The sequence below is a fragment of the Echinicola soli genome, assembly GCF_006575665.1.
Lineage (GTDB): Bacteria > Bacteroidota > Bacteroidia > Cytophagales > Cyclobacteriaceae > Echinicola > Echinicola soli.
The window spans coordinates 5,248,761-5,273,806 of record NZ_CP041253.1; the positions used below are offsets into that span (position 1 = coordinate 5,248,761).

Consider the following 25,046-nt stretch of genomic DNA (forward strand, 5'->3'; position numbering starts at 1 on the left):
AACTAATTTTCGAGGTTGTACAACCAGTCTAGTGCGGCTTCTTTCCAGTTGCCCAGTGGCATTCCGTTTTCCTTATGCCATCCGGTGGACTGATAATAAAAATAAAACACTTCGGCCTCGGAAACAGGGACCGATTGCTGGATAAAAAAGGACCTTACCTCTTCAACATGTGGGGGTAAGGAAATGACATTGTTTAATGATGTTGTTTTATATTGTGCCATGATCAATCGTTTTTGATTCATGGCCAAATTCACAAACAGAAGGAACATAATTTCACCATTTGCACCGGAGTCCTGTAAAAATGGTCATAAAAAAAGCCATTCGCTTTCGCAAATGGCTTTCGTCCAATATATAATTAATTGGCCCCTCTAGCTACATTCCCACCTTTTCCTGCTCCCACAGTCTTACTGGATAAACACCTCGCTGGTGCAGGGCCGATAGTGCTTCTTCGACAGTCTCCTTGTCATCAGGATATGTCACCCCAAACCAAGTCTCTCCCCCTTCCAAAATCTTGACCGAGGCTTGCCGATCTGCAATCAGGTCGTTCACCACGGTGGGAATATAGAATTCTGCTTTTATATTGTCCTTGCTCTCTTCCAGAAATACCTTCCATCGCTTTTCGGTCTCTGCAAAGAAAGAAGGCTGGAAGCCCCAGCAGTTCATCGATACCGGAGTATTTTCATCGATCTCAAGGACATCCTCTCCCATTCGGCTGACAACCTTCTTATCTTCACGGGCTATTTTTTCCCGCTCGGTCATGCCCGTCAGTTCTCCTTTACTATTTGAATCACATACCCCGCGATTGACGGTACCGTGCTTCGAAAGGACATTTTTAAGGGCATAGCCCACCATACAATGTTGGTTATCGGCTTGAGGCTGGGTCAAAAAGGCACCCAATCGGTCGATGGCTTCCTTACCATAGAAATCGTCCGCATTGATCACGGCAAAAGGTTCTTGAATGACCTCCTTTGCACAGAGCACCGCATGGGCGGTACCATAGGGTTTTGTACGTTCAGGGTTTTGATAAGCTGCAGGTACCAGGCTGGTGAGGGATTGGATCACAAATTCGACCTGGATCTGATCGTTTATCTTCTGGAGAAAACGGTCTTTTACCAAGTCAAGGATCTCTGTCCTTACGATAAACACCACCTTGCCGAACCCGGCCTGGATGGCATCGTAAATGGCATATTCCAAAATGGTTTCGTTATTAGGGCCAAAGCCATCAATCTGCTTGTTTCCCCCATACCGCGAGCCCATACCCGCAGCCAATATCAAAAGTGTTGGTTTTGTTGTTTGCATTATATATTTTGTTTATTAGGGTCTGTTGTTGTGGTATTACCCCCTTCCCCCTAAAAAGGGGAAATAAGAGCCTATTTTTTCACAGCTTTGTTTGCAAAATCTCTCTGTATTCAGAAGACGGTTCCTCTACTGGTAGAAAAAGTTTATTTACCCCCTAGCCCCCTGAAAGGGGGACTGTAATCAACTCTTTGAGAAACGATTATTTCTATTTCAAAGGAACCTCCTCATTCTATACAAAACGATCCCTCTCCTCCTAGGAGAGGCTAGGTGAGGTTTAGTCCCTTACAAGGAGCAATAAAAAATGGTTCTATATGGAATACTGTGGGTAATCAAATTTGAGCTTACCTGCAATGAAATAGATCATGTTAATGAAATTGTCGATATTTCTATATCCCCTGGCCCTCTTCTTGGCCAGCTGAATTTTTGAATTGATCCCTTCAAGAATTCCGTTGTTGAGTTTTGTTTCCGCATAATTGACTATGCCCGTCCAATGTACCAATAATGTTTTGGCTGCTTTTTTGAACGGCTGTATCCCTGATTCCTCGACCAGATCGCACCAGTAGGTCAGGTATCCACCCGCCTCCTCCATGCTCTTAAATGACCAGAACTCATTGAACATTTCCTTTAACCTGTAGGCGTTGGCAATGGTGGGAAACAGGGTGAGTATATTGTATTTTGCCTCTTTTCCGCTCTGGCTGAGGTTTTTGTCGTTTTTGAGGAAGTTGTATTTGTAGCCTTTCAGCATGCCAAACTCATGCCTTTCCTGCTTCCTGACCTTGTCCATGGCCTCATTGATGATCTTGACCACATGGAACCTGTCAAAGGTGATGGAGGCTTTGGGAAAGTGTTCCAATATCCCGGAAATGAAGGAGGGCGACATATCGATACAGGTCTGTTCTATCTGCTCCTTCTCACAGCCCCTGGCTTCAAGGTGCTGCTGGATGCAACCAATGGTGTCGGCACCTTTTCCGGGAACCGCATGGACAACCCGTCTTTCCTCCATATCGACCGCTACGGTCACATAACGGTGGCCCTTCTTTGAAGAGGTCTCGTCAATGCCAAGCACCTTTACCCCTGATTGCTCGTCCGAATTGTAGGCTTTTTTGATCCAGTAGGAAAATATGTTCCAAAGACGCTGGGGATAAATATCCAGCACACCGGAAGCTTTGTTGACCGGCATCTCAGACTCTATAAGCAACATCCCAAATGCCTCGAACAAAAGGGTAAAACCGCTCCCAGGACGTGCCCAGGGAACCTGTACGGTCTCCACCTTTCCTGTAGAATTTTCAACCCGCGGAACCCGGGCATGGAGAAAGCAGGTGTGTTGGAAGAAGTTGAGGTGCTGCCACATACGCTCCATCGTATCATACACCTTGCCACCCGCAAACCTATGGCCCTTTTCAAAATCAAGGTAAATATCTATCTGGCCATGCCCAGCACCTTCGGCTTGGTCCATTTTAATCTCCTTTACGTACCAAGGCTTCTCAAGCCCTAATGCCATCTCAAAAATCTGTGTACTATTCATCCTACAAACATAAACAAGTAGCCACAGTGTTTAGCACGTTTAGCCATACTAAATCATTTAGAGCCTAAAAAATCAACTCTCTCAGTAATGCCTATTTCAAAGAAATCCACATTATCCACAAAGTAACCAGAAACGCAATCTCATTCTTCACTGTATATTAGCTCAATACGGACTCCCCTATACCTCAAAAGATGGGTCATCTCTGACTTCTTCTTTATATTCTTTATGGATCTTTTGCACAGTAAAAGGTGACTTAGCAAGCACACGTGGAGAGTTTCTTACTTTTATCCTTACCTTTTTTAGTGTAATGGCATTAAGCATACTACCCAATGCCACAATAAGTAAAGTAAATCCTGGCAATAAAAGAATATCTTGTCCACCCCTTAGGAACAACGCTAAAATGATAAGTACGCATTTAATTCCGCCCAATAAAAGAGTTACCTGATCATGTCGATATCCCATTCTCATCAGGAAGTGATGGACATGGGATTTATCAGGAGAAAAAGGAGATTTCCCCCTTTTTAACCTCCTCACAATTACCCGCAAGGTATCATAACAACAAACAACCATCAGCATAAGCCCTGTTGTGATAGGTGCGTGAAACTTATAAGGTGAATAATCTGGTAGCTTTCCGTTAAACTGAACAAAAAGTAGTAAAAAAGCAGCAATAAAAAAACCAACAGGTAGCGATCCAGTGTCTCCCATAAAGATCCTGGCTGGGTGCCAATTATATACCAAAAAGGACAACAGACTTCCTGTCATAATAAAGCATATTGTCCCTTCTATAACATGGTTGGTAAACAAAAACCATGTACCTAAAAAACTACATGAAATTAATCCCAGAGTCCCCGCAAGTCCATCCAATCCATCAACCAAATTATAGGCATTGGTGAGGCCCACAAAAAGGAAAACTGACAAACTATAACTAATCCAAAGAGGGAGTTCCCCTACGCCTAAAAACCCATAAAAACTAACCAGCCTCACTTCTCCTAACACTACAACCAATCCAAATGCAACTAACTGTCCGATCAACTTATGGAATGCTGACAATCCCTTCCAATCATCTAAAAAACCTATCAAAAACAATATCCCTAAGCTAATCAATAAATACTGATACCTGTTCGAAGGGATTTGGGAAAGGCCAAATACGATGCTTAAAGAAAATGCTGTCAATATACCTAAACCTCCCATAGATGGGATAGCCTCTTTGTGGATTTTTCTTCCTCCAGGCAAATCCATTAAATTGCTTCCCTTGATCCACTTTATCACAAAAGGGAAAATGGCCAGTCCCATACAAAAAGCCGCTATAAAGGAAAAAAGTACATTCATATAAACCTCCCTACATCACCGTGAAACAATGCATTTTATAAATATCGCTATTTTAATAAATAAATCAAATGCGCCTGTGCAAACACACTGAATTTATCCTTACCTACTGGAAATTCCTCAGTACTGGACGGATCCAGCTGCCACTGATAGTTCAATCCATTGATCATTTGAAGGCGCGAACTTAGTAAAAAACGATCCCACTGGTAATCAAATAGGAGTCCTAAAGAAAGGTCTACCCAGGGCTGTCTTTCTTCTTGCTGGCCCAGTCCTTTATAGTAAAAGTCCTGATGGTTTGCCAAGCGCTCTAGGACAATACCGTATTTATTCAACTTATCGATCAAAGACACTTCTACCGTCTGAACATTGCTTCCGGTTCCTATTCCAACCCCTAAAGTTTGTCCGTAATGGGTAAACCCTCTTACCTGATAGTGGGTATGCCATGAAGTTCCCCCTTTCACCCCACGGTATCTTATATATCTATTAACTGACTCTTGTTGTTGGGTCATTTCTGCCCTAAGCTGAATTAATTGATTTTTATAAGGTAGTTTAAACAATTTATTAAACCCTAACAAATAAGCTCTGGCATGTTCTGGATTGAGTACAAATTCACGATCTGTATATGCATGGTCCCTTCTTCCATATTCAAAGTATAATTCAGCTCTTGCTTTTGTAAACACATAACGACCAAAAACAGAAACCTGCTGATCTTGTGCTTGTTCATCATAATCTACAGAATTTCCGTCCTCAAACAGTCCACTCTTAGTAAACATTTCAAATATCGGAAACCAATCTCCAAAAGAATTCCCTTTATCCCCACTGTACTGCTGGAAAGTGCGGTTTATTCCCAAAAATAATCCAGGCACCCATTTAGGCTGATAAGAAATAGAAATTCCATTTAGATATCTCCAATCTTCTGATAAAGGATTGAAATATTCATCGTTTAAACTTTCCCACTGACTTGGAGCATACCCGGAAGGCTTCAGTTTCCCCATAATTAATTGCCCTTCAAATGACCCCAAAAAAGTTCGGGCAGGTCTAGTTGTGTTTAACGTTAAATGGGGAAATCCCGGGGCATTATTAGAAAAAATAAGTGCATTAAATTGTCCAGGACCCCACCAGATATTTTCTGTGGACGCTCCTATTTCAAAGGAGCCGTAGTTTAAAGTAATTTTGGATTGGCCTAAAGTAAATTTGGTATAAGAATGATTCCCAAAACGTTCTGGGGTATCATTTTGATTCCAAAAATAATACCTTGATGCATTTACTTCATCAGAATAACTATTTGGATATCCTAAATAGGATTTATTTTGTGCCCATACCCATTCAGGCATCAATTGAATATTGATAAAATGGAATTTTGCGGCAACGCCTCCAGTCAACATATTCTGAAAGCCAACATTGGGAATCATAGAACCATTTCCCCAGGCATAAGGCCTGTCTGAATTATACGCCAGACAGTTTCTTAATGGCAAATAAGCAAAATACTTATTAGCAGTATTTCGATGGATTTCTCCAAGGTTATTTTCTACTTCATAAAAAAGGTAATTATTATATATTCCTTGGTCATTAAAAAATCTTGGCTGAATCGGACGAAGATTAAAACCGATAGTAGAATCTAATTCACCTAACAATTGCTTTCTACGTAGAGCTTCTTCAAACACAGGAAAACCAACAGGAATAGACTGTCCGTAAGAAAAATTGCCTAAAATTAACATTCCGACCAGGTTTATCAGAAAACACCTTATCATAATAGTTTTTATACTAGAGATTACTATAAATCGAATTAATAAGTTTAGGAGCCAGGCTTTTATAGGTTAAATTTTGCATTGCATATTCATAACCATTTCTTCCTAATTCATCCAAATAATCTTGTTGATATTTAGATACAGAATCAAAAGCCTTAACCAGTTCTTCAACTGATTCTGAAGGAAGTGAAATTCCAGCTTTGGCAAGCTTAACAATATCCTTTTTACCTGAATACGAATGAATTATTGGTTTTTTAGAACAAAGGTACTCTGGTAATTTATTTGCTCCTATACCATAATCATATAATTTATGATTTCTCCAACCTATATAGCAAACATCAAACCGCTGAAGCAATGAATAAATTTGTTCTTTGGGGATTGGATCAAGAAAAATAACATTTTCATTTCCCATTACTAAAGATTTTAGATTCTCCTTTTCTTTTCCTGTCCCTACGATCACAAAAAAAATTCGTTTATTATTCCTCAATCTCTTACTTGCTTCAATAAAAAACTCCATTGCATTTGCAGCTCCTAATGTACCAGAATATCCAATTACAAACTTATCTTTTGGTATGAGGTTATTCACACAATCATCTAACGGAGTACATTTACTCAATTCATTTAATGAAATGCCATTGGGAATCCACAAAAACTTTTTTTTATCAATATTAAACCTTTTCAAATATTTATAAGCATTGGATAAGTTCGATATTACAAAATCTGATTTTCTGTAAGCTAATTTTTCTATCAGAGACATTAGTAAAATCAGGGGATTATATGATTCAAAGCCGCCTATTTCTTTTAGAGTGAGTGGCCATATATCCCTTATTTCAAAAACTAATTTCGCCTTTGATCTTATTTTTATGTATAATGCTCCCAAAAATCCTATTAAAGGAGGAGAAGAATAAATAACTACATCTGGCTTGTGAGATAACTGTTTAATTAATCTACTTATTTTGAATGCAAATAAGAACCAATTCAAAATTCTTTTTTTACTATGAGCATTAGCATAAGAAGGTAATTTCAACCAAACAAAATTGAATGTTGATACCTTTCTTACATCAAATGCTTTCTTAACTTCAGGTGAGTTAAAATGAAGATGAGAAAACCCCCCAGCAATTAAATAAACTTTATGGCCAAGTTTAGACAATTCTTCAGACAAATAATAACTTCTTCCTGCATAACCCGTTTCAGGGGTAGTGGCATCCTGATTAATAATCCAAATAGTTTTTTTATCTCTCATTTTGCCTTAAGACAGTTCTGTATATATTCACCATATCAGCTAAATTTTTATTCCAATCATATAGTTTTTCAACTCTCTTTCTACCTTCTCTTCCCATATTCTCTCTTAAAGCTTTGTCCAAATACAACTTTTCAATGGCATCAGCAGCACTCTGAGGATCCTTTGCTGGAACCACAATACCCGTAACACCTTGTTCTACAACCTCGGGTAATCCCCCTACATTACTAACAACTAAAGGTGTCTCAACCGATGATGCTTCTATAGCAGAAACCCCAAAGCTTTCACTATTTGATAAACAAATGCAAATGTCCAATTGTTGATGAAAAAAAGGCACCATTGAATATTCTATCTTTCCCTTGAATTCACAAAATTCTCCTATACCTAATTTTTTTACTTTTCTCTCCAAAAAAGATTTACGAGATCCTTCCCCAACAATCATTAACTTAAGAGATTCTTTAGGATATTTATTCCTAAAAATATAAAAAGCATCAATCAATTGATCTATTCCATATTTTTCCTCTAAGGTTTTTATCGTCCCAATGGTGAATGAAGATTGTTTAACAAGGCCATTAGGTTTAAAAAAATCAAGGTCTATCCCAAATGGTGTAATTGCAAATTTTTTCTTAGTATATTTCGATGCCTCATCAGCCATGGCATGGCTGGTAGACATCAAAAAATCAGCTTTTTTGAAATTATATTTAAGAACCTTTTTAAATAAAAAATTAAAGTTGGGAAATTCAAATACATCGCTTCCCCAAACTGATAATAAAAAAGGTTTAAAACCAGACAAAGCACCTAACAATCCAAAACTTGAAGCATAATGAGCATGAATTAAATCAGGTTCAAAATCTTTAATTGCCTTTTTTAAAGAAAAAAATAAAGTTAGATATTTCAACTTAGCAATTATCCCAAACCTACTTTGATTTAAGTCTGAATAATAAATCTTAACATTTTCTAAACCATCATATAAACCTGAATTTGGTTTATTAATGGACCAGAGTCCTATGCTTAACCCTAATAAACTTAATCCCTTTACCCATCTTACTGTATGAATAGAGTTGGCATCGCTTAATAACAATATTCTCATTTACGAATTAATTAATGAGTTAGCAACGGAAGCAGCTCTGCTTTTCCAAGTGTTTCCTCTGGCTGTCCTTTGTACATTTTGGTGAAAAATATCCCTAAAATTATTACTTAATATATGGTAAAAAAACAGCTCCAATTGGTCAGGCTTGTAATCCAATACCCAGCCAATACCTTTCTCCTCTACATAATTTCCGACTGCAGTACCTTTAACGGCCAAAATAGGTTTTTTATATGAAATATATTCAAATAACTTAACGGGCATAGCAAAATTCCAATATTCAGTTGGCTTCACAAACAAACAACATATATCATTTTCTTCGTACAATTTAGTGAGCTCTTGTCCATTGGCATGAACCAAATGAATGTTTTCATATACAAAATACTTTTGATATAAATCTTTAAATTTATCATAATCTGTCTCCCGAGTACAAAGTGTAAATTGAATCCTTTTATTTTTTAAATTACAAAGGGTCGTTAAAAGCATTTGTAAATTATATAAATCGCCAATCCCACCTACATAAAGAATATTAACAGATTTTTTCTTATCAGATCTTTTAATATTTCTTATAGGGGAAATATCACAACCTGGGGGAAGTGATATCTTAGTTAGAGATTTTAATTCAGGAATGTACCCCCCCATTTCTGTGGATGGCAAAAACAATACGTCGAGAAGAAACCTATAGAATATCAAATCAATTTTGTAAAATATGTTTGTTACAACCTTCTTAAAACTGTTGATTTTATAATGTTCAAATTTCCAATGAATATCCCTGTAAAACAGTCCTATAGGTATCTGGTTCCTTTTTAAAAATGCAAAAAAAGAGAAATCTAAAAAAGGATAAGTAGGTAAGTGATGCGAATCTGTAAGCATTGTAGGCATTGTGGAGCTTTCTGAATACACGAAATCAAACTTCTCTCCATCTATAATTCTTTGCTTAATCTCTGTAATTTGTTTTTTTCGAGTACTAGAAGTTCCCAGAATTACAACTACCTCAAAGCCATTTGATTCAAAAGCTTCAATCATTTTGAATGGTCTTATTTGACTTGCTGAATGCCGGGACTTATCTGGCTCAAACGGTAAATGGAAAATTATTTTCATAAAATCTTATTCCTCAGATTTACTTTTCTAGTCATCTTCTTACTAAAAAAAAACTTAAAATATGAAGCCTGTAAAAAAAGAAAAATTATCACACAAGCTAAGATAAACAACCCGGAGTTATAAACATATTCATTAAATCCACCGCTCACCCCTCCCTTGTACGAAAAATAAGTTAAAAGTCCTAAGAATACAGGTGTTTTTTTCATCTTAAGAAAAAAAACATACATGGTCTGAATCAAAAAACCTACATAGGTTGGGGCTAATGCCAATCCTACTATTCCAAAATTAGCATAGGCCTCAGCAATAAAAAGGGTATTTAAAACACCTGCGGTACCATTTTCAATTCTACTAGAAAAATATCTTTCCATTAACAATCTTGATGAACGTTCGGAAGGGTTAATCCCAAAAGTTGCCAAATAATCAGAAAAAGTACTAATCCCTAAAAAATCATAATAATTAGGAAAGGAGTCAAAGGTTAAATATACAGCAGCACTTTGACTAAAAAGAATTCTTCCTGGAATACCATACCTTAATCCAAATAAAAAATCTAATTCAGTTGTACTCAAAAAAGAATAGAATGTTATTAATAGAATTAAGACCCCTCCTAATCCAAATATAAGAACTTTCTTATTCACCTTTCCGACTTCCAAAACTCTAAAAAAAATAAATCCCAGAAAATAAAGAACTATGGGTGCTTTAGAAATATTATAAGTAACTATAAGAATTGAAAAGATAAACATTGTGAAAAACCAAACAAAATCAAATCTGGTTTTAGTCATTCTATAATAACTAAATGCAATATAGGAAAGGATCGGAGTTATAGTAATACCAAAAACATTTCTTACAAAAAAGTTACCCTGAAAGCCTCTTCCTACCTCTTCTCTAGCAACCGCTAAATCAACCGCAGAATTGCCAGAAAACATATTGAAAAGAGGAATTTCTTTCATCACAAAAAAAGTATATAAAACAGCTGAAATACTAATTACACTTAGAAAATAAAGCGGAAATCTTAAAAATGAATCTTTACTACTATATAAAGGAATAATTTCCTGTTTAGTATATTTCAGGAAAAGTTCTTTTGGTTTAGCTTTCCAAATAAAGTTAGCTAAAACCATACCTGCAGGAAAAAAAATCATGGTATACATTATTGCCCAATATCCAAAGCGTCTTGAAGATTCATCATAAACCTTACCAATTAAATAATGCTCATCGGTTCCATGAATTACAAATAGAGACGAAATAAAATATTGTAAAACAAGCTCAAAATAAAAAATCCAAGAGATCATATTTAGCTTTAAGGGGGACATTGCCCCTGATGCTTTTTTAAACAGGAAAAAAGAAAAAGAAAAAACTAGTAAACTTAAAACTAAATGCACCTACTTATCCTTAATTGGATTATTATTATCAAATACAGTAACAATTATCTTCAAATTATTTCCGGTAAATGGAATAGAGATTTTATTGGTTACCAAATTATCTTGACCATCTAATACAGATATTTCATCGCCAGTATTTAGTGTGAAATTTTCTAAAACAAAATCCTCAATCTTATCTAATTCAACATCTTTAATTATAATAGATTTTATTTCAGTAGCCACAAAGTTGATATATATAATTTCCTTTTCCTTTCTCACGTAAATTTTGGGGGGAAGTACCTTAATATCAGAAGATCTTAATTCATTCGAATAATAAGATTCAGGTATCGTTTGTAATTCGTCCCAGCGAGGTTTTAAATCAATGATATTAAAATCTTCAAATTTAGAAACAATGAATTCCATCCATTCTTTGGCACGGTCAGAGGATATACCAGCTGCATAAAAGGATGGAATTCTCCCAAATAAATTAAATGCTGTAAACTGATCAAAATGATAGTCCTCCCCATCCTTCTTTGTATTCCATGGACGGTCTTCATCAAAGGATTTTTCTAACCATAGCCCAACCTTTTTTAATGTTGAAAGCCATTCTTGGTATCCCCAAATCTGGACAAGTTGGTATAAAATTATCGTTGAAAGACCTGCATAATTTGAGTCTCCAACCCCAATTGCATATTGATTCAAAGGGAAAAAACCATCATCCTTTACTAAACTCAAAGCAGCGTTAATTTCGTCTAGTGCAGATGCTTTAACCTCTTCATTTAAATAAAACTTACTATTTCTATCCAAATATAACTTGGATAAAACTAGTCCCATCTGTAAATTTTGATTAGGATTAATTTCAGAACTTCTTTTATTAAACAATTTAGCACTATAAGGATAAATATTGAAATCACTAACATTAACTTTCTTATTTCTTTCCATCCAGATAGTTGTTTGCTTATCTATTATATCCAATACAAAACTTTCATTTGTAAAGGTATATGCATCAAGCAAAAGTCTCATATTTCTCGCAAATGTCTCTCTATACCAATGACCTTCCTTTACTTCTCTACTTGTTAATATAACCTGATCAACTTTATATTCTTGTTCAACAAAACGAAGAGCCTCACTAAAAATTCTTAACACCTTTGAATTTTCAGTATAAAATGCATACCTTCCCCAACTAGAAAAGAAATAACCCCAATATTTTTCTTTTTCAAATATTTTGTTAAACAATTTCTTTTTTGACAAATTGCTCAATGAATCCCATTCTCTATAAATTTTCCTAACGCTACCTGGTAACTCCTCAACCTTTAACAATATATAATTATCGTTTCTTTCATTTGACGACCCATTGACAAAATTATCAAGACCAATTAATTCCATAGTTGAACATCTACCTTTGCTTTCGCCCAACGATAGAAGTAAAAATATTAGCAATATCTTTAGTAAATTCATAACACTATACTTTTCTCACTTTAAAAATTCCTGCAAAACACGCCCCCAATATTAGGTGTACAATGTAGTAACAAACATATGTAATCGATATATTAACTATCACCCCACTATGGTCTTCCGCTAAATAAAAGCTCAAAAAAACACTACAAGCAAGACCGATCATTGTCAATAGATTCCATATTTGCTTTTCAGCAACATAAATCATAAAGCTCAATGGGTTTGCAATAAACCTTAGACACAGGGCAGGAAGTAATATTTTGGCATAATCACCCGCAATTTGCCAATCTTTACCAAACACCCATACAAATAAATCATCGATTACTAAAAATAGAAATATTGAAGGAATTATAGAAATAGATAGCAACCACTTAAATGTTTTAATAAAAATTAATTTCGCTTGCCCTGTTTCCCTATAAGCTTTAGAGGCCTCTTCTTTAAAGACATCCAAAACCGAAGTAGAAATTAATGTAACAGGTGCTTGTAAAACTTTATGTGTCAAATAATAAAAACCAGCATAAGAGGCTGAAAAAAAAGTAGTAAATAAAATATTGGGTGCCTGTACAGCTCCAACATTCAAAATTGTTGTAGGTACGTCAAATTTAGGAAAGTTAATATAACGGCTAGCTAACTTTGAAAGTTGATTAAATTCCAATCTGTGAAAATAATTACTGTCCTCTTTTACAGTTTTCTTAGCCAAAGATACTAATGTAACCATTTGCCCTAACAGCGTACCAAATAAAAGCCCTATGCCTCCAACCTTCAATAACCCTAATGGTAATTGCCCCAATCCAGTGAAAGAACTTTGCATTACCCTGTTTTTGGCTAACCTTTTAAAGTCCTTTTTTCTATTAAACCAATAATTCAGACTTTGATATAAACCAGCTACAAAAATACTAACAGGTAATAAGTACAACCAATTACTGATTCCCGTGTTACCCAATAAAACGGAAATCTCCATGCCCCATATAAGGATAATAAGCAACACCGTTAAACTTATCAAGCAAGATATCAAAGATGATAATTTGACTATCTCAGCAGCATCTTCTTCTTTTTCTGGCAACATAATAGCCAATTCATACCTACCTGTAGCAATTACAGATAGTATCGAAGCTATTCCTGAGTATAATGCAAATAATCCAAAATCATCAGGAGAATATATTCTAGTTAAAACTGGGCTTAACGCAATTGGAATCGCTTGTGCTATGCTAGTACCTGTCATCAATGTAACTACATTTTTGACAAACTCACTTCTCCTAAAAAAAGAACTTATCATAGAAATGAAGTGAGTAAATGATTAAGTTTACTCACTTTTCATTTTTTATACGCTGAACGGATGATTAACAAGCTTAGCTTTAGCTAATGGATGAAATTCTCCTCTCAAACCAATGGGCTCCATATGCCTAATATCATGAACAATCTGAATAGAGTTTCTTGCTTCATCCAAACCAAACCCTTCTCCATCCAAAATATGCTGGTAACTGTGCGTATGTAATTCTGTAAATCCATCACTAAATTCTATTTCTTCCCCCTCCATAGTTAAAGAACGATAAGTTCTCCCCCCTCTTTCTTTTACAGCTTTTGGTAGTGTATCAGCATTTATGCTCAAGAACCACCGTACCCGTGCCTTCTCCAGTTCAAAATATCCAGCGGCCCTATCGTGTGTATGAATATGAACCACACTCTCTTTTACATCACCGAAGATCCAAGTCAACATATCATAAAAGTGTACCCCGATATTGGTAGCTATTCCGCCCGATTTGGTAACATCCCCTTTCCAAGAGGTATAATACCAATGACCCCTGGATGTAATATAAGCCAAATCAATATCATAAACTTTATCCTTGGGCCCATTTTGAATTTTTTCTTTCAAAGCAATTATAGACGGATGCAAACGTAGCTGAAGAATATTAAAAACCTTGGTTCCGTGTTCCTGTTCTACCTCTTTCAAAGCATCAATATTCCAAGGATTTAGCACGAGAGGCTTTTCGCATATCACATTTGCTCCTACTCTTAAACCAAACCTAATATGTGAATCGTGCAAATAATTTGGGGAACAAACACTCATATAATTTATTTTATCTGCACCACGCTTCAATTTTTCCACATGTCTGTCAAAGCGTTCAAATTCCGTAAAAAAATCTGCATTAGGAAAATGGCTGTCGATTATTCCAACACTGTCAAATTTATCATAAGCCGCCAAAAGCTGATTATTAGTATCTTTTATGGCTTTCATATGCCTAGGAGCAATATATCCAGCAGCCCCAATTAATGCAAAGTTTTTCATTACGATGTCTATTTTAATTTTATAACTTTATTATTTTCCAGTACATATATGTCACCACTTTCCTTACATACAGCTCTACCCAATTCATCAAATACCAAACGATGGCCAAACTCACTCATCCAGCCAATCCGTTTTGATGGATTTCCAACAACTAAGGCATAAGCAGGAACATTTTTAGTAACTACAGCACCAGCTCCTATAAACGCATACGCCCCTATATCATGTCCGCAAACAATTGTGGCATTCGCACCTATAGTCGCTCCCCTTCCCACATGGGTCTTGGCATACTCGCTTTTTCGATTGACTGCTGATCGTGGATTAATTACATTCGTAAAAACCATAGATGGTCCTAGGAACACATCATCGTCACAGGTTACTCCTGTATAAATTGAAACATTATTTTGAACCTTGACATTTTTCCCCAATGTAACTTCCGGACTGACCACTACATTTTGGCCAATATTACATTTCTCTCCAATTTTACAATTGGACATCATATGTGAAAAATGCCAAATTTTGGTTCCTTTACCAATAATGCAACCTTCATCTACTACAGCTGTTTCATGAGCAAAAAATTCGTTCTCCATTAGAAATAATTTTTGATGGTTTCAATAATAAATTTTTGGTCCTCATCTACCATTTCAGTATGAATTGGCAAAGAAAGCACCTTCTTACAAAGTGATTCCGCAACAGGAAAATCACCTTCAACATATCCATAATTCCTGTAAGCATTTTGTAGATGCACTGGTACTGGATAATACACCATAGAGGGTACTCCTTTTTCGCTCAGATAGTTTTTCAAATCATCTCTATCAGCTCCTTCTATTTTCAGTGTATATTGATGAAAAACATGTGTCGAATTTTGAACACGACTTGGCGATATGATATTAGTATGCCCTTCGAAGGCTGTATCATATTTTCGCGCAACTTCATTTCTTGCAGAAGAATACTCATCCAAATACTTTAGTTTCACCCGTAAAATAGCAGCTTGAAGCGTATCCAGTCGAGAATTCACGCCAATACTATCATGGTAATACTTTTGTTTTTGTCCATGATTAGCAATCATACGAAGTTTCTGGGCCAATAGGTCGTCATTGGTAAAAATAGCTCCTCCATCCCCAAAACATCCCAAATTTTTTGATGGGAAAAATGAAGTAATGCCAATATCTCCCATTGTTCCAGCCATCCTTTTTGATTTGTTCTTGAAAGTATATTCTGCACCTATTGCTTGTGCAGTATCTTCAATAACTTTTAAATTATATTCCCTAGCTACTTCCAAAATTGTGTCCATATTTGAGCATTGACCAAATAAATGAACCGGAATTATTGCTACAGTTTTATGACTTATCTTTGCATTCAACTGGTCTATATCCATTTGAAAGGTATCATTGGTTACATCTATAAATACAGGTTTTAATTTTAAAAGTGCTATAACCTCAACCGTAGCAATATAAGTAAATGCTGGAACAATTACTTCATCTCCTGGCTGAAAGTCAAAAGTCATCATAGCTATCTGAAGAGCATCTGTTCCATTTCCACAAGTAATAGTATATTTCACCTTATTATAATCTGCCAATTCACTTGCAAATGCCTTAACTTGTGGACCATTGATAAACGCTGAATTATCTATTACTTCCTGAATTCCAGCATTAACTTCACCTTTGATCTTTTCATACTGAGTCTTAAGATCAACCATCTGTATTTTTGCCATAACCCTATAATCTTCCATCAACTAATTCCTTGGCATAAAAAGCTTTGGTATCATAAAGCACCGTATGGCCATTTGTTTTAATACCTTCCAAGTCCATATCACAAAATTCTTTATGTCCAACCGCTAAGATAAGAGCATCATATTTTGATAGATCTTCTCTGTTCTTAAGTCCTAGACCATACTCTTCCTGTACTTCTTCTTTTGAGGCCCATGGATCATAGACATCAACCTCCAGTCCAAATTGATTCAATTCCCTATAGATATCTATAACGCGCGTATTTCGTATATCAGGACAGTTCTCCTTAAAAGTAAATCCCATAATCAAAGCTTTACTGCCTTTTATAGTTTTTCCTTTTTGAATCATGAGTTTAACCACTTTATTGGCCACAAACATGCCCATATTGTCATTTACTCTTCTACCTGAAAGAATTACCGCGGGGTGATACCCAACTTGCTCTGCCTTATGTGCCAAATAATACGGGTCTACACCTATGCAGTGTCCTCCAACCAAGCCTGGCTTATATTTCAAAAAGTTCCACTTAGTTCCGGCAGCTTCCAATACTTCACTAGTATCAATACCCAAACGATCAAAAATCAACGCTAATTCATTAACAAAAGAAATATTTACATCCCTTTGTGCATTTTCTATCGCTTTTGAAGCTTCTGCTACTTTGATACTAGAAGCCTTAAAGGTCCCTACTTCAATAATGGAAGCATAAAGGTTATTCACAAAATCTGCTACCTCCGGCGTAGAACCTGAAGTTACCTTTTTGATCTTTGTCAGAGTATTCACCTTATCACCAGGATTAATTCTTTCCGGAGAATAGCCACAATAGAAATCCTGGTTAAATTTTAAACCTGATTCTCTTTCTAAAATTGGAACACAGTCTTCTTCCGTACACCCAGGATAAGTAGTGGATTCATAAATCACCACGTCTCCTTTCTTTAATATTTTACTAAGCATTGTACTTGCCGCAATTAAAGGAGCTAAATCCGGTGACTTATGCTCATTAATCGGTGTAGGAACCGTTACGATATAAATATTACAGGATGAAATGGCAGTAATAGCATTAGTTGGTAAAAAACCCTTTTCCCTTTCCTCTAACTTTAAAGGAGAGTCAGTCAAGCTTTTCTTTAATTTATAGTCCTCTACCTCGAGGGTTATATCGTGACCATCTTCCAATTCCTTAATTCTTTTATTGGAGATATCATAACCTACAGTTGGGTATTTTTTTGCTAGTTCCACAGCAAGTGGTAAGCCTACATATCCTAAACCAATTACTGCAATTTTCGATTGATTCAGGGGTATAAGTTGTGATGCCATGTATTTTATAATTAATTGCTGAATTTATTTATTACCGAGTACTAAAGGTATCTTCATTATATAATTTGCATATATGAAGACTTTAATTTTCTAAGGTTTATCCATTAATTAGTAGATATGAAGGATCATTTTATTAAAATTCTATATGAGATTTCCTAGACTATTTTCAATTACATTTTTATTGGTGTATATCCATAAAGCTCGTCGATTCATTCATTTTTTTTCTAATATTAGTTAAGAATTCTCCAACGAAGACTAATCCAATGGCAACAACTACACCTAGAATGGTAAACATCACCAAAATAAGGGATCGATTAGGAGCAGACTTTTCAGCGGGAACTGTAACCGGTTGTATGACAGAAAACACAGGAGTATCCTTGCTGACTTGTAATTTAGCCTGCTCCAATTGTTTAGCCAACTCTGAATAAACAGAAAAAGCCAAATTAAACTCTGCTTCCAATTTCTCCAATTGGTTTAAAGCTACAGAACTGGAAATATTTTGGTTACGGTCACGAAATCTTGCCAATTTTGTTTGAGTTTCTTCAAATTCCTTTTTCCTTTCAAGGAATCGCTCTTTTGTAAACTTTAACTGCTCCTTCGCATTTTTGATTTTAAAAGCAATCACTTCTTTTTGAAGTAATCCTTCTGCATATTTTGCTAATTGAGCCGCTGCCTTTGCCTCTAGTAAAATTGTGGACAATTCCACAAACCCCTCCTTATCATTAAAAGAAATGTTGATCTGATTAGACAATCTTTTAAAATGGGCCAGTTCATTATGGGTAATTGTAATAATGTCTTCAGCTCCACCCTCACGTTTAATTTCTTTATGTTGTTCTCCCTTAACATCCTTCATAATTTCCCCCAATAACCCAATTGTATACTTTTTAACATCCCCTAATACTCCCGGGGAATAATGCTTCTCGTAATACTCCTGATAAGTAACTTTTTTATCAAACCCTTCAAATGTAAGAGGAGCTTTTAACATCTCCAGTTTAAAAGGAATACTATTAACAATTTTTGGATAAAGGGTTGGAGGAATTTCTGATCCTCCTATAGTGCCGCCATAATTAATTCCTGCCAAAGATGCAAGACCGGAGAGATTTCCTCCCGCTTTTCCTCCTTCTGAAGTAGTCGGTAGATAAGTCGCAGTAGCCCTATATTCATTTGGACTTAATAAGGCCACTAATAAGCCCAGTATTATAAAAAGTCCAACAGTTCTTAATACCAACTTGCGCTTATTCCATACCGTCTTGGCTAAAGCAAGAAGGTCAATTTCATCATCGATGTTTAGAGATGTATTTTTATTTGAATCGTTGTTCATGGTTAATTCGAAAGTGGTATTTTGCTACTCAAATAATGGTCGTTAAATATTTTAGTATTAGGCGTGCCTGTGAAACCGAATAGGTTAGCAATAAATCGAGATTGCTTCACCGTCCTTTCTCGGATTCGTGCCAAGGGCATCCATTACGAGTCAATGAAGGATTCTTATTGCGCCAATCTGTCTACCAATATCGCCAAAGTTGCTAAACTGGAAGCCACCCCAATCCAATTGGTAGCAGACATGCTTTCTCTTTGTGGCTTTTGTGGCACAATAATCTCAGCCCCCGGTTCTATCCTAGGATAATTTTTAAAGAAAATAAAGTTCTTCGTGCGCTTCACATCTCCATTGGCATAGACCACATAGGCTTTGCCTTTTCGGGCATTATCAGTAAATCCTCCTGCTTTGGAAATATAGCGTTTAAAACTGTTTCCATTTTCATAGCGTGCCGAAGTAGGGAATAGTACTTCTCCCCGCATTCTTACCGTTTGCAATTGTTTCGGAATACTTAATATATCTCCCTCCTGTAAAATTAAGTCTTGGGCAGATCCAGGATTTTCTAAAATATTGGTCAAGTCTATCCCTATCATTTCCTGTGTTCTGAACTCCACCTCTGCTACCCTGCTGCTATCTGAAGCTGCTACTTCCTCTACTCTGCTAATTTTATACTCTCCAGAAGCCAATCCTTTTTGGTTAGCTAAATCTCCTCCATTTTCACTGATTTTTTCATCAATCCGAGAAAGAATTTTATTTTCAGCTTCGGTATTTTCACCATCTTCCTTGATAAGGTGTTTTTTTACCTCCGTCAGATCCTGAGACTTAATATCATTATCACTTTTGGGAGTAAAAAATTCCGTTCTTCTGATCAATGTGGCTCCCTTAACATAAGCAAATTGATTCATCCCTCCAGCTCTTTTCAACAAATCTGAAATCCGTTCATTTGTTGTCGAAATGGTATATTGGCCAGGATAGATTACTTCCCCTTCTACACGAACTATTTTCTCCCGCTGAAAGCCCGGACTTCTACGGATAATGATATGATCAAAAGGTTCAAGCACCACTTCCTTATCCCCTTCATCTATTTCCAAGTTTTCATCGATATCAATGGTAAAGATTTCAGCGATTTGCCCATTGGTCCGGTCCTTTACCCTCCTGGCCACTTCAATATAGGCATCGGAAGCGGATTCCTTAAACCCTCCAGCTTTTAGCACCAAATCCTCTACGGTCATATTTTCTGCGTAGGCAAAAGCACCTGGACTATTGATCTCTCCTGAAATCTTTACATAGTATTCTTCTTTAAGGTCATATTTGCTCGGAATATGCAAAACATCCTCCCTTTGCAAAGGAAGGTCCTGTGCTGTACCGTTTACCACCCCTTGAACATTAATCGGAACAATCTCCAAGGTCATATCATCCTGCGTGCGATACAGGGTCGCTCTATTTAAAAAGGCTTCACCACGTAGTCCTTCCGCCTTATCAATCAGGTCCTTCACCGTCATCCCCTCAAATAAGGCAAATTCTCCGGGATGAAATACTGCACCGGAAATCTGCACCCTGTTCTCAAAACGCTCCAACTTCTTCCCTATCAGAAAAACGTCCCCATCCTGCACCTTAAAACTACCAAATTCCTCCTTGCTGACATCGGCCACTTTTCTGGCTTGGTCAGAAACCCTGCGTACAGCCAATCGTCCGGTATAGGCATCGCTTTTAAAGCCCCCCGCATAGCGGATCAGGTCGTTGATATCCTCTTCTGGTTTAATCTCAAAATATCCTTCACGCCTTACCGGTCCCTGTACTTCCACGCGCGTATCCACTGCCGGCACCATGATGACATCATTGTCCTGCAAGCGCACATTTTGCTGTTGATTACCGTTCATCAGGTACTCATAGACATCCACTTCTGCTATCTGGCGAGAATCCCGAAACACCCTGATATTCCTAAAGGAGCCTTGTTTATTGGGACCACCAGCGGCATATAGGGCATTGAATACCGAAGCAAAAGAAGGTAAGGTATAATCCCCAGGGCGCTGCAGTTCACCGACAATCTGTACCTTGATTGATCGGATATTACCCAAACGGATCTGCATAAAGGTACGTGGATTACTACTATTTAAGTCTGCATAGATACTGCTCAGTTCCTTTTTAAAACGGGCAGTAGCGGATTGAATACTGGCTCCTCCCAGATTAATAGGCCCCACGTTCGGAATATAGACCCGTCCTTCGGGGTTCACGGTCAGATCGTACGATTGTTGAGAATCCCCATAGATATCGATCAGCAACTGGTCCCCTGCTCCTATCACATAGCTTTGTGGTGTGGGGATATTCAGGTTGGGAGAGAAATTCAGCTTTTTATTGTGAAACAGCCCATAGCCAAAGATCTTTTTTTCCTCTTCCGACAAACTATCCTGCTCCCCCGAACTCATACCGACACTTGAAGCATCTGAAACTTGCCGTTGAGCAGCATTTCCGATATTCCCTTCCTCTCTTGTCGCTCCAGATGTATTCAGTTGGTTGATCCGGGTGGACAATTTACTTGCTTCCATGGCCGGCATACCTCTTTCCTCTGCCAAGGCCGGAATTTGTGACTTCGAAATCCCCTGCTCCTCCGCCTGTTGGACGATCGTGGCGAGCTGTGCATCCGACAGCTGATCCACTTTTGCATTTTGGATATCCGAAAGGGACTGCGCATACAAGGTTACCGAAGCGATAAACAGGATTAAAGTAAGGTAAAAAGCTTTGATATTGATGGACATACTTATTGTATTATTGTCGAATTGTTGTGTTGTTGAATCATTTTTTGTCATTCCGAGGCCACGAGGAATCTCCTTTCGATAACGTCTATAGTAGAGATGCTTCCTTACGTCAGCATGACAGAACGCCTGTCATTCCGAATCTACGAGGAACCTTTTTTCGATAACGTGTATGGTAGCGATGCTTCCTTTCGTCAGCATGACAGGACGCTTGTCATTCCGAGGCCACGAGGAATCTCCTTTCGATAACGTCTATGGTAGGGATGCTTCCTTACGTCAGCATGACAGAATGCCTGTCATTCCGAGGCTACGAGGAACCTTTTTTCGATAACGTGTATGGTAGGGATGCTTCCTTACGTCAGCATGACAGAATGCTTGTCATTCCGAGGTCACGAGGAATCTCATTTCGGTAACGTCTATGATAGAGATGCTTCCTTACGTCAGCATGACAATTCATCAGCATGACAACTTAACGTCCTAAACACAGCTTCGCCCGGTCAGTCACATTATGTGCTTAGCGGGATGATAAATCTAAGAAGACCAAGCAAGTGAAGTTTCTTACTCAGCGGCTTTGTTATATAAAATGATGCCAGACTGGGATTCTTGGCCCAGCACCGTGAAATTCACCTTACGGTCGATCATTTCTTGGATACGGTTCCCCAAATTGTCGAGGTATTCCTCATTGAGTGCATCCCCCTTTATACTGACATCAATGGTACCGGTATCGAGACCATTGGCATAATCCCCGGTAAGAATGACACTTTCCACATCCCCCATCCTGTTCAGGACTTCCTCCACCAGCGTATCCAATCCAATATATTTCCGAATAATACCCTGCAAGGGAAAAAACAAAGGGTGCCGGGTATTGGCCCTGTAACTGATCCTGTTTTTTTCGGATGCTTTTTGCAGGTAACCTGCTTCTGACAAATTGTTAAGTTCCTTTCTTATGGCGTTGGTAGATTCACCAAACTCCTCGGCCAGTCCGCGCAGATGGCTATGGTTGTCTGCATTGATAAAAAACTTTACCAACAATCGCAGTCTGGTCTTGGATGTGATCAACGAATCAAGCATAAAAAAGCAACTTGCCTTAACGAGCACCAAAAGTACTCGTTAGGCTTTACATCTCCAAAACTATTTGTTTTTTTTGTAAAAAATAACCTTGATACCGCATTTTGTAACATTCACGTAATATTATTAACCTCAGTTTCTATGTTACAATCGTCGCTACGAGCTTGTCTGCTGCCAAACAGGCCTGTCTGAAGCCAAAGGCAGGCCCGTCTGAAGCCAAACAGGGCTTAGAGAGAGATTTGAGGGAAGAAAGCCGCGGCAGTTCGCAACGTAGGAAAACCGTCATCGCGAACGGAGTGAAGCGATCTCATATCTTTGAAAACGAGATTGCCGCGTTCCCGATAGCTCGGAACAGGCTATACTTCCTCGCAGACGTAAATGTATATAACAGCCTCAGTAAGCTTACGCCAAAGGGATCCGATGTGCTAGGACAAGGATCATTATGTCAGCAAGTCCCCCCCCTCTTAGGGGGATAGGGGGTGTTTTTAGAGAGTTAAGGGGGTATCTTTAGGGATTGGAAATAGGAACAAAAGATTGCTTCACTCCGCTATCGCTCCATTCGCAATTACGTAGATGTATATGACCGCCTCAGTAAGCTTGCGCCAAAGGGATCCGGCTTTCTGGACAACGATCCTTTGTAACCAAGCTATCCCCGCTCTTAGGGGGATAGGGGGTATTTCAAGAGCCTAGGGGGTATTTTTTATAACCTGGCATCTACTATGTCTTTGCCCAGTATTCCCTTGACATCGTAGACCACCTGCTTATCGGATTTGGCAATGGTCCAGGTTTTAAATTCCCTGTGGGCTACGGCCAGGATAATGGCAGAATAACTGGAAAGGTCAGGCTGCTTTTCGCGGTCCAGTACCTGGACATGATACTCATGGGCCACTTCGGCTGCATTGGCCCAGGGGTCGTACACGTCCACATTGATATCAAAATTCTTCAGTTCCCTATAAATATCAATGACCCGGGTATTGCGCACGTCCGGGCAATCTTCTTTAAATGTAAAACCCAGGATCAGCACCTTGGACTCCATTACTTTAAGATCCTTGCGCATCATATGCTTGATCACCTCGGTGGCCACATGCTTGCCCATGGAGTCGTTCAGCCGTCTTCCTGCCAGGATGATCTCCGGGTGGTAGCCTACTTCCTGCGCCTTTTGAGCCAGGTAAAACGGATCCACCCCGATGCAGTGCCCTCCTACCAATCCGGGACGGAAAGGAAGGAAGTTCCACTTGGTCCCTGCTGCTTCCAGTACTTCCTGGGTATCAATGTCCAGCAGGTTAAAGATCTTGGACAGCTCGTTGACAAAAGCGATGTTGATGTCCCGCTGGGAATTTTCAATGACCTTGGCCGCCTCGGCCACTTTAATGGAGGAAGCCTTAAATGTACCGGCTGTTATGACCAACTTGTACAGCCCATCAATAAAATCAGCTGCCTCCGGACTGCTCCCGGAAGTCACTTTCAAAATCTTGGCTACCGTATGTTCCTTGTCACCCGGATTGATCCGCTCGGGCGAATAGCCCACATAAAAGTCTTGGTTGAATTTCAGACCGGATTCCTTTTCCAGCACCGGCACACATTCCTCTTCGGTAACCCCGGGATATACCGTGGATTCATAGATCACCACATCCCCTTCTTTTAGTACCTTACCAATCGCCTCGGAGGCTTTGAGCATCGGCGTCAATACGGGCCTATTGTGCTTATCGGTAGGCGTAGGCACCGTCACAATATATACGTTACAATCGGCTAGATCCTTATGGGAACAGGTAGGATAAAATCCAGTTGATTGCGTATTAAAATCTTCCTTTGATCTTACCAATACCGATTGTAAAAGCTTATCCTCTATCTCAAGGGTATGGTCCACTCCTTTGGAAAGCTCCTCCACCCGGGAATTGGAAATATCATATCCCGTCACGGGAAATTTTTTGGCAAATTCCACTGCCAAAGGGAGGCCTACATAGCCCAAGCCGATCACGGCAATGTTTGATTTTTCAAGCGGAAAAAGCAGCGTATTCATGAGTAGTGTTAATTTTAAAGTAATTAAAGTAAATGGTTTATTTTGGTTTTATTGTACCCCTACAAATATAGGGGATGGTACATGAATTCATTACACAAATTAATAATCGCCTCCCTGAAACCGCCATCGCGAATGAAGTAACCAAGCTTTAATATCTAACAGCATTAGATAGAGCTCCCTCTTCATTTTTAGTAATTCACCCTCTTAGGGAGCAAGGGGGTAAAGTTACGCAACCCCGTATAATGAACACTCCACCACATCCAGAAGGACTCGCCTTCGGAATAGGAGACTGCCACATCCTCCTTCGTCGGATTCGCAGTGACGTAATAGAAAATCGTCATTGCGAACGAAGAGCAACGGAGTTACGCAATCCCGTGTTGCTATAATTTCGTCGCGAATAGAATGAAACGATCTTCTATACCGAAAACGAGA

At 38.2% G+C, this 25,046-nt stretch carries 19 protein-coding genes; all 19 read right to left on the bottom strand.

All coding sequences use genetic code 11. The features are described from left to right. Nucleotides 1-2: 2 nt before the first annotated feature. Nucleotides 3-221: a hypothetical protein gene (locus FKX85_RS20260; RefSeq protein ID WP_141616451.1), complete on the bottom strand. Its 219-nt coding sequence runs from the start codon at nt 219-221 to the stop codon at nt 3-5. A 151-nt stretch (nt 222-372) separates the two neighbouring features. Continuing rightward, the gene (locus FKX85_RS20265; RefSeq protein WP_141616452.1) at nt 373-1,299 is read right to left on the bottom strand and encodes a nucleotidyltransferase family protein; all 927 of its coding nucleotides are present in this window, start codon (nt 1,297-1,299) and stop codon (nt 373-375) included. Nucleotides 1,300-1,606: 307 nt separating this feature from the next. Further along, nucleotides 1,607-2,824, bottom strand: coding sequence for an ISL3 family transposase (locus tag FKX85_RS20270; protein WP_141616453.1), 1,218 nt, complete (start codon nt 2,822-2,824; stop codon nt 1,607-1,609). 177 nt (nt 2,825-3,001) lie between these two features. Beyond that, nucleotides 3,002-4,153, bottom strand: a complete 1,152-nt coding sequence (locus FKX85_RS20275; RefSeq protein WP_141616454.1) for a glycosyltransferase family 4 protein — start codon at nt 4,151-4,153, stop codon at nt 3,002-3,004. A 47-nt stretch (nt 4,154-4,200) separates the two neighbouring features. Further along, nucleotides 4,201-5,868, bottom strand: coding sequence for a capsule assembly Wzi family protein (locus tag FKX85_RS20280; protein ID WP_229239711.1), 1,668 nt, complete (start codon nt 5,866-5,868; stop codon nt 4,201-4,203). A gap of 46 nt (nt 5,869-5,914) precedes the next feature. Further along, a complete protein-coding gene (locus FKX85_RS20285) occupies nt 5,915-7,141 on the bottom strand; it encodes a glycosyltransferase family 4 protein (RefSeq protein WP_141616456.1) in 1,227 nt (408 codons plus the stop codon). Continuing rightward, nucleotides 7,131-8,228, bottom strand: coding sequence for a glycosyltransferase (locus FKX85_RS20290; RefSeq protein WP_141616457.1), 1,098 nt, complete (start codon nt 8,226-8,228; stop codon nt 7,131-7,133). The genes FKX85_RS20285 and FKX85_RS20290 overlap by 11 nt, the downstream gene beginning before the upstream one ends. Beyond that, the gene (locus tag FKX85_RS20295) at nt 8,229-9,326 is read right to left on the bottom strand and encodes a glycosyltransferase (protein WP_141616458.1); all 1,098 of its coding nucleotides are present in this window, start codon (nt 9,324-9,326) and stop codon (nt 8,229-8,231) included. Then, entirely contained in the window at nt 9,323-10,702 is a 1,380-nt protein-coding gene (locus FKX85_RS20300; RefSeq protein WP_141616459.1) for an O-antigen polymerase, read from the bottom strand. The genes FKX85_RS20295 and FKX85_RS20300 overlap by 4 nt, the downstream gene beginning before the upstream one ends. Further along, nucleotides 10,703-12,139 carry a hypothetical protein gene (locus FKX85_RS20305; protein WP_141616460.1) on the bottom strand — a complete coding sequence of 479 codons (1,437 nt, stop codon included), beginning with the start codon at nt 12,137-12,139 and terminating at the stop codon, nt 10,703-10,705. A 4-nt stretch (nt 12,140-12,143) separates the two neighbouring features. Further along, nucleotides 12,144-13,412: a lipopolysaccharide biosynthesis protein gene (locus tag FKX85_RS20310; protein ID WP_141616461.1), complete on the bottom strand. Its 1,269-nt coding sequence runs from the start codon at nt 13,410-13,412 to the stop codon at nt 12,144-12,146. Between the two features lie 45 nt (nt 13,413-13,457). Continuing rightward, on the bottom strand, nt 13,458-14,423 hold the full coding sequence (locus FKX85_RS20315) for a Gfo/Idh/MocA family protein (RefSeq protein ID WP_141616462.1): 966 nt from the start codon (nt 14,421-14,423) through the stop codon (nt 13,458-13,460). 8 nt (nt 14,424-14,431) lie between these two features. Next, nucleotides 14,432-15,010: an acyltransferase gene (locus FKX85_RS20320; protein WP_141616463.1), complete on the bottom strand. Its 579-nt coding sequence runs from the start codon at nt 15,008-15,010 to the stop codon at nt 14,432-14,434. Continuing rightward, nucleotides 15,010-16,134 carry a DegT/DnrJ/EryC1/StrS family aminotransferase gene (locus tag FKX85_RS20325; protein WP_141616464.1) on the bottom strand — a complete coding sequence of 375 codons (1,125 nt, stop codon included), beginning with the start codon at nt 16,132-16,134 and terminating at the stop codon, nt 15,010-15,012. The genes FKX85_RS20320 and FKX85_RS20325 overlap by 1 nt, the downstream gene beginning before the upstream one ends. A gap of 4 nt (nt 16,135-16,138) precedes the next feature. Next, entirely contained in the window at nt 16,139-17,458 is a 1,320-nt protein-coding gene (locus FKX85_RS20330; RefSeq protein WP_141616465.1) for a nucleotide sugar dehydrogenase, read from the bottom strand. Between the two features lie 178 nt (nt 17,459-17,636). Continuing rightward, on the bottom strand, nt 17,637-18,779 hold the full coding sequence (locus FKX85_RS20335; protein WP_141616466.1) for a Wzz/FepE/Etk N-terminal domain-containing protein: 1,143 nt from the start codon (nt 18,777-18,779) through the stop codon (nt 17,637-17,639). A gap of 164 nt (nt 18,780-18,943) precedes the next feature. Beyond that, nucleotides 18,944-21,529 carry an SLBB domain-containing protein gene (locus tag FKX85_RS20340; protein WP_141616467.1) on the bottom strand — a complete coding sequence of 862 codons (2,586 nt, stop codon included), beginning with the start codon at nt 21,527-21,529 and terminating at the stop codon, nt 18,944-18,946. Between the two features lie 555 nt (nt 21,530-22,084). Further along, nucleotides 22,085-22,597, bottom strand: a complete 513-nt coding sequence (locus FKX85_RS20345; RefSeq protein ID WP_141616468.1) for an ArsR family transcriptional regulator — start codon at nt 22,595-22,597, stop codon at nt 22,085-22,087. 697 nt (nt 22,598-23,294) lie between these two features. Then, complete coding sequence (locus tag FKX85_RS20350; protein WP_141616469.1) at nt 23,295-24,614, bottom strand: nucleotide sugar dehydrogenase; 1,320 nt, start codon at nt 24,612-24,614, stop codon at nt 23,295-23,297. Nucleotides 24,615-25,046 lie beyond the last annotated feature (432 nt).

Excerpts from the sequence above, each read along its gene's own strand:
- FKX85_RS20270 (WP_141616453.1), bottom strand. The coding sequence starts at position 2,824 with ATGAATAGTACACAGATTTTTGAGATGGCATTAGGGCTTGAGAAGCCT.
- FKX85_RS20305 (WP_141616460.1), bottom strand. The coding sequence starts at position 12,139 with ATGAATTTACTAAAGATATTGCTAATATTTTTACTTCTATCGTTGGGC.
- FKX85_RS20320 (WP_141616463.1), bottom strand. The coding sequence starts at position 15,010 with ATGGAGAACGAATTTTTTGCTCATGAAACAGCTGTAGTAGATGAAGGT.
- FKX85_RS20310 (WP_141616461.1), bottom strand. The coding sequence starts at position 13,412 with ATGATAAGTTCTTTTTTTAGGAGAAGTGAGTTTGTCAAAAATGTAGTT.
- FKX85_RS20285 (WP_141616456.1), bottom strand. The coding sequence starts at position 7,141 with ATGAGAGATAAAAAAACTATTTGGATTATTAATCAGGATGCCACTACC.
- FKX85_RS20315 (WP_141616462.1), bottom strand. The coding sequence starts at position 14,423 with ATGAAAAACTTTGCATTAATTGGGGCTGCTGGATATATTGCTCCTAGG.
- FKX85_RS20265 (WP_141616452.1), bottom strand. The coding sequence starts at position 1,299 with ATGCAAACAACAAAACCAACACTTTTGATATTGGCTGCGGGTATGGGC.
- FKX85_RS20340 (WP_141616467.1), bottom strand. The coding sequence starts at position 21,529 with ATGTCCATCAATATCAAAGCTTTTTACCTTACTTTAATCCTGTTTATC.
- FKX85_RS20350 (WP_141616469.1), bottom strand. The coding sequence starts at position 24,614 with ATGAATACGCTGCTTTTTCCGCTTGAAAAATCAAACATTGCCGTGATC.
- FKX85_RS20275 (WP_141616454.1), bottom strand. The coding sequence starts at position 4,153 with ATGAATGTACTTTTTTCCTTTATAGCGGCTTTTTGTATGGGACTGGCC.
- FKX85_RS20295 (WP_141616458.1), bottom strand. The coding sequence starts at position 9,326 with ATGAAAATAATTTTCCATTTACCGTTTGAGCCAGATAAGTCCCGGCAT.
- FKX85_RS20260 (WP_141616451.1), bottom strand. The coding sequence starts at position 221 with ATGGCACAATATAAAACAACATCATTAAACAATGTCATTTCCTTACCC.
- FKX85_RS20325 (WP_141616464.1), bottom strand. The coding sequence starts at position 16,134 with ATGGCAAAAATACAGATGGTTGATCTTAAGACTCAGTATGAAAAGATC.
- FKX85_RS20280 (WP_229239711.1), bottom strand. The coding sequence starts at position 5,868 with ATGTTAATTTTAGGCAATTTTTCTTACGGACAGTCTATTCCTGTTGGT.
- FKX85_RS20330 (WP_141616465.1), bottom strand. The coding sequence starts at position 17,458 with ATGGCATCACAACTTATACCCCTGAATCAATCGAAAATTGCAGTAATT.
- FKX85_RS20345 (WP_141616468.1), bottom strand. The coding sequence starts at position 22,597 with ATGCTTGATTCGTTGATCACATCCAAGACCAGACTGCGATTGTTGGTA.
- FKX85_RS20335 (WP_141616466.1), bottom strand. The coding sequence starts at position 18,779 with ATGAACAACGATTCAAATAAAAATACATCTCTAAACATCGATGATGAA.
- FKX85_RS20290 (WP_141616457.1), bottom strand. The coding sequence starts at position 8,228 with ATGAGAATATTGTTATTAAGCGATGCCAACTCTATTCATACAGTAAGA.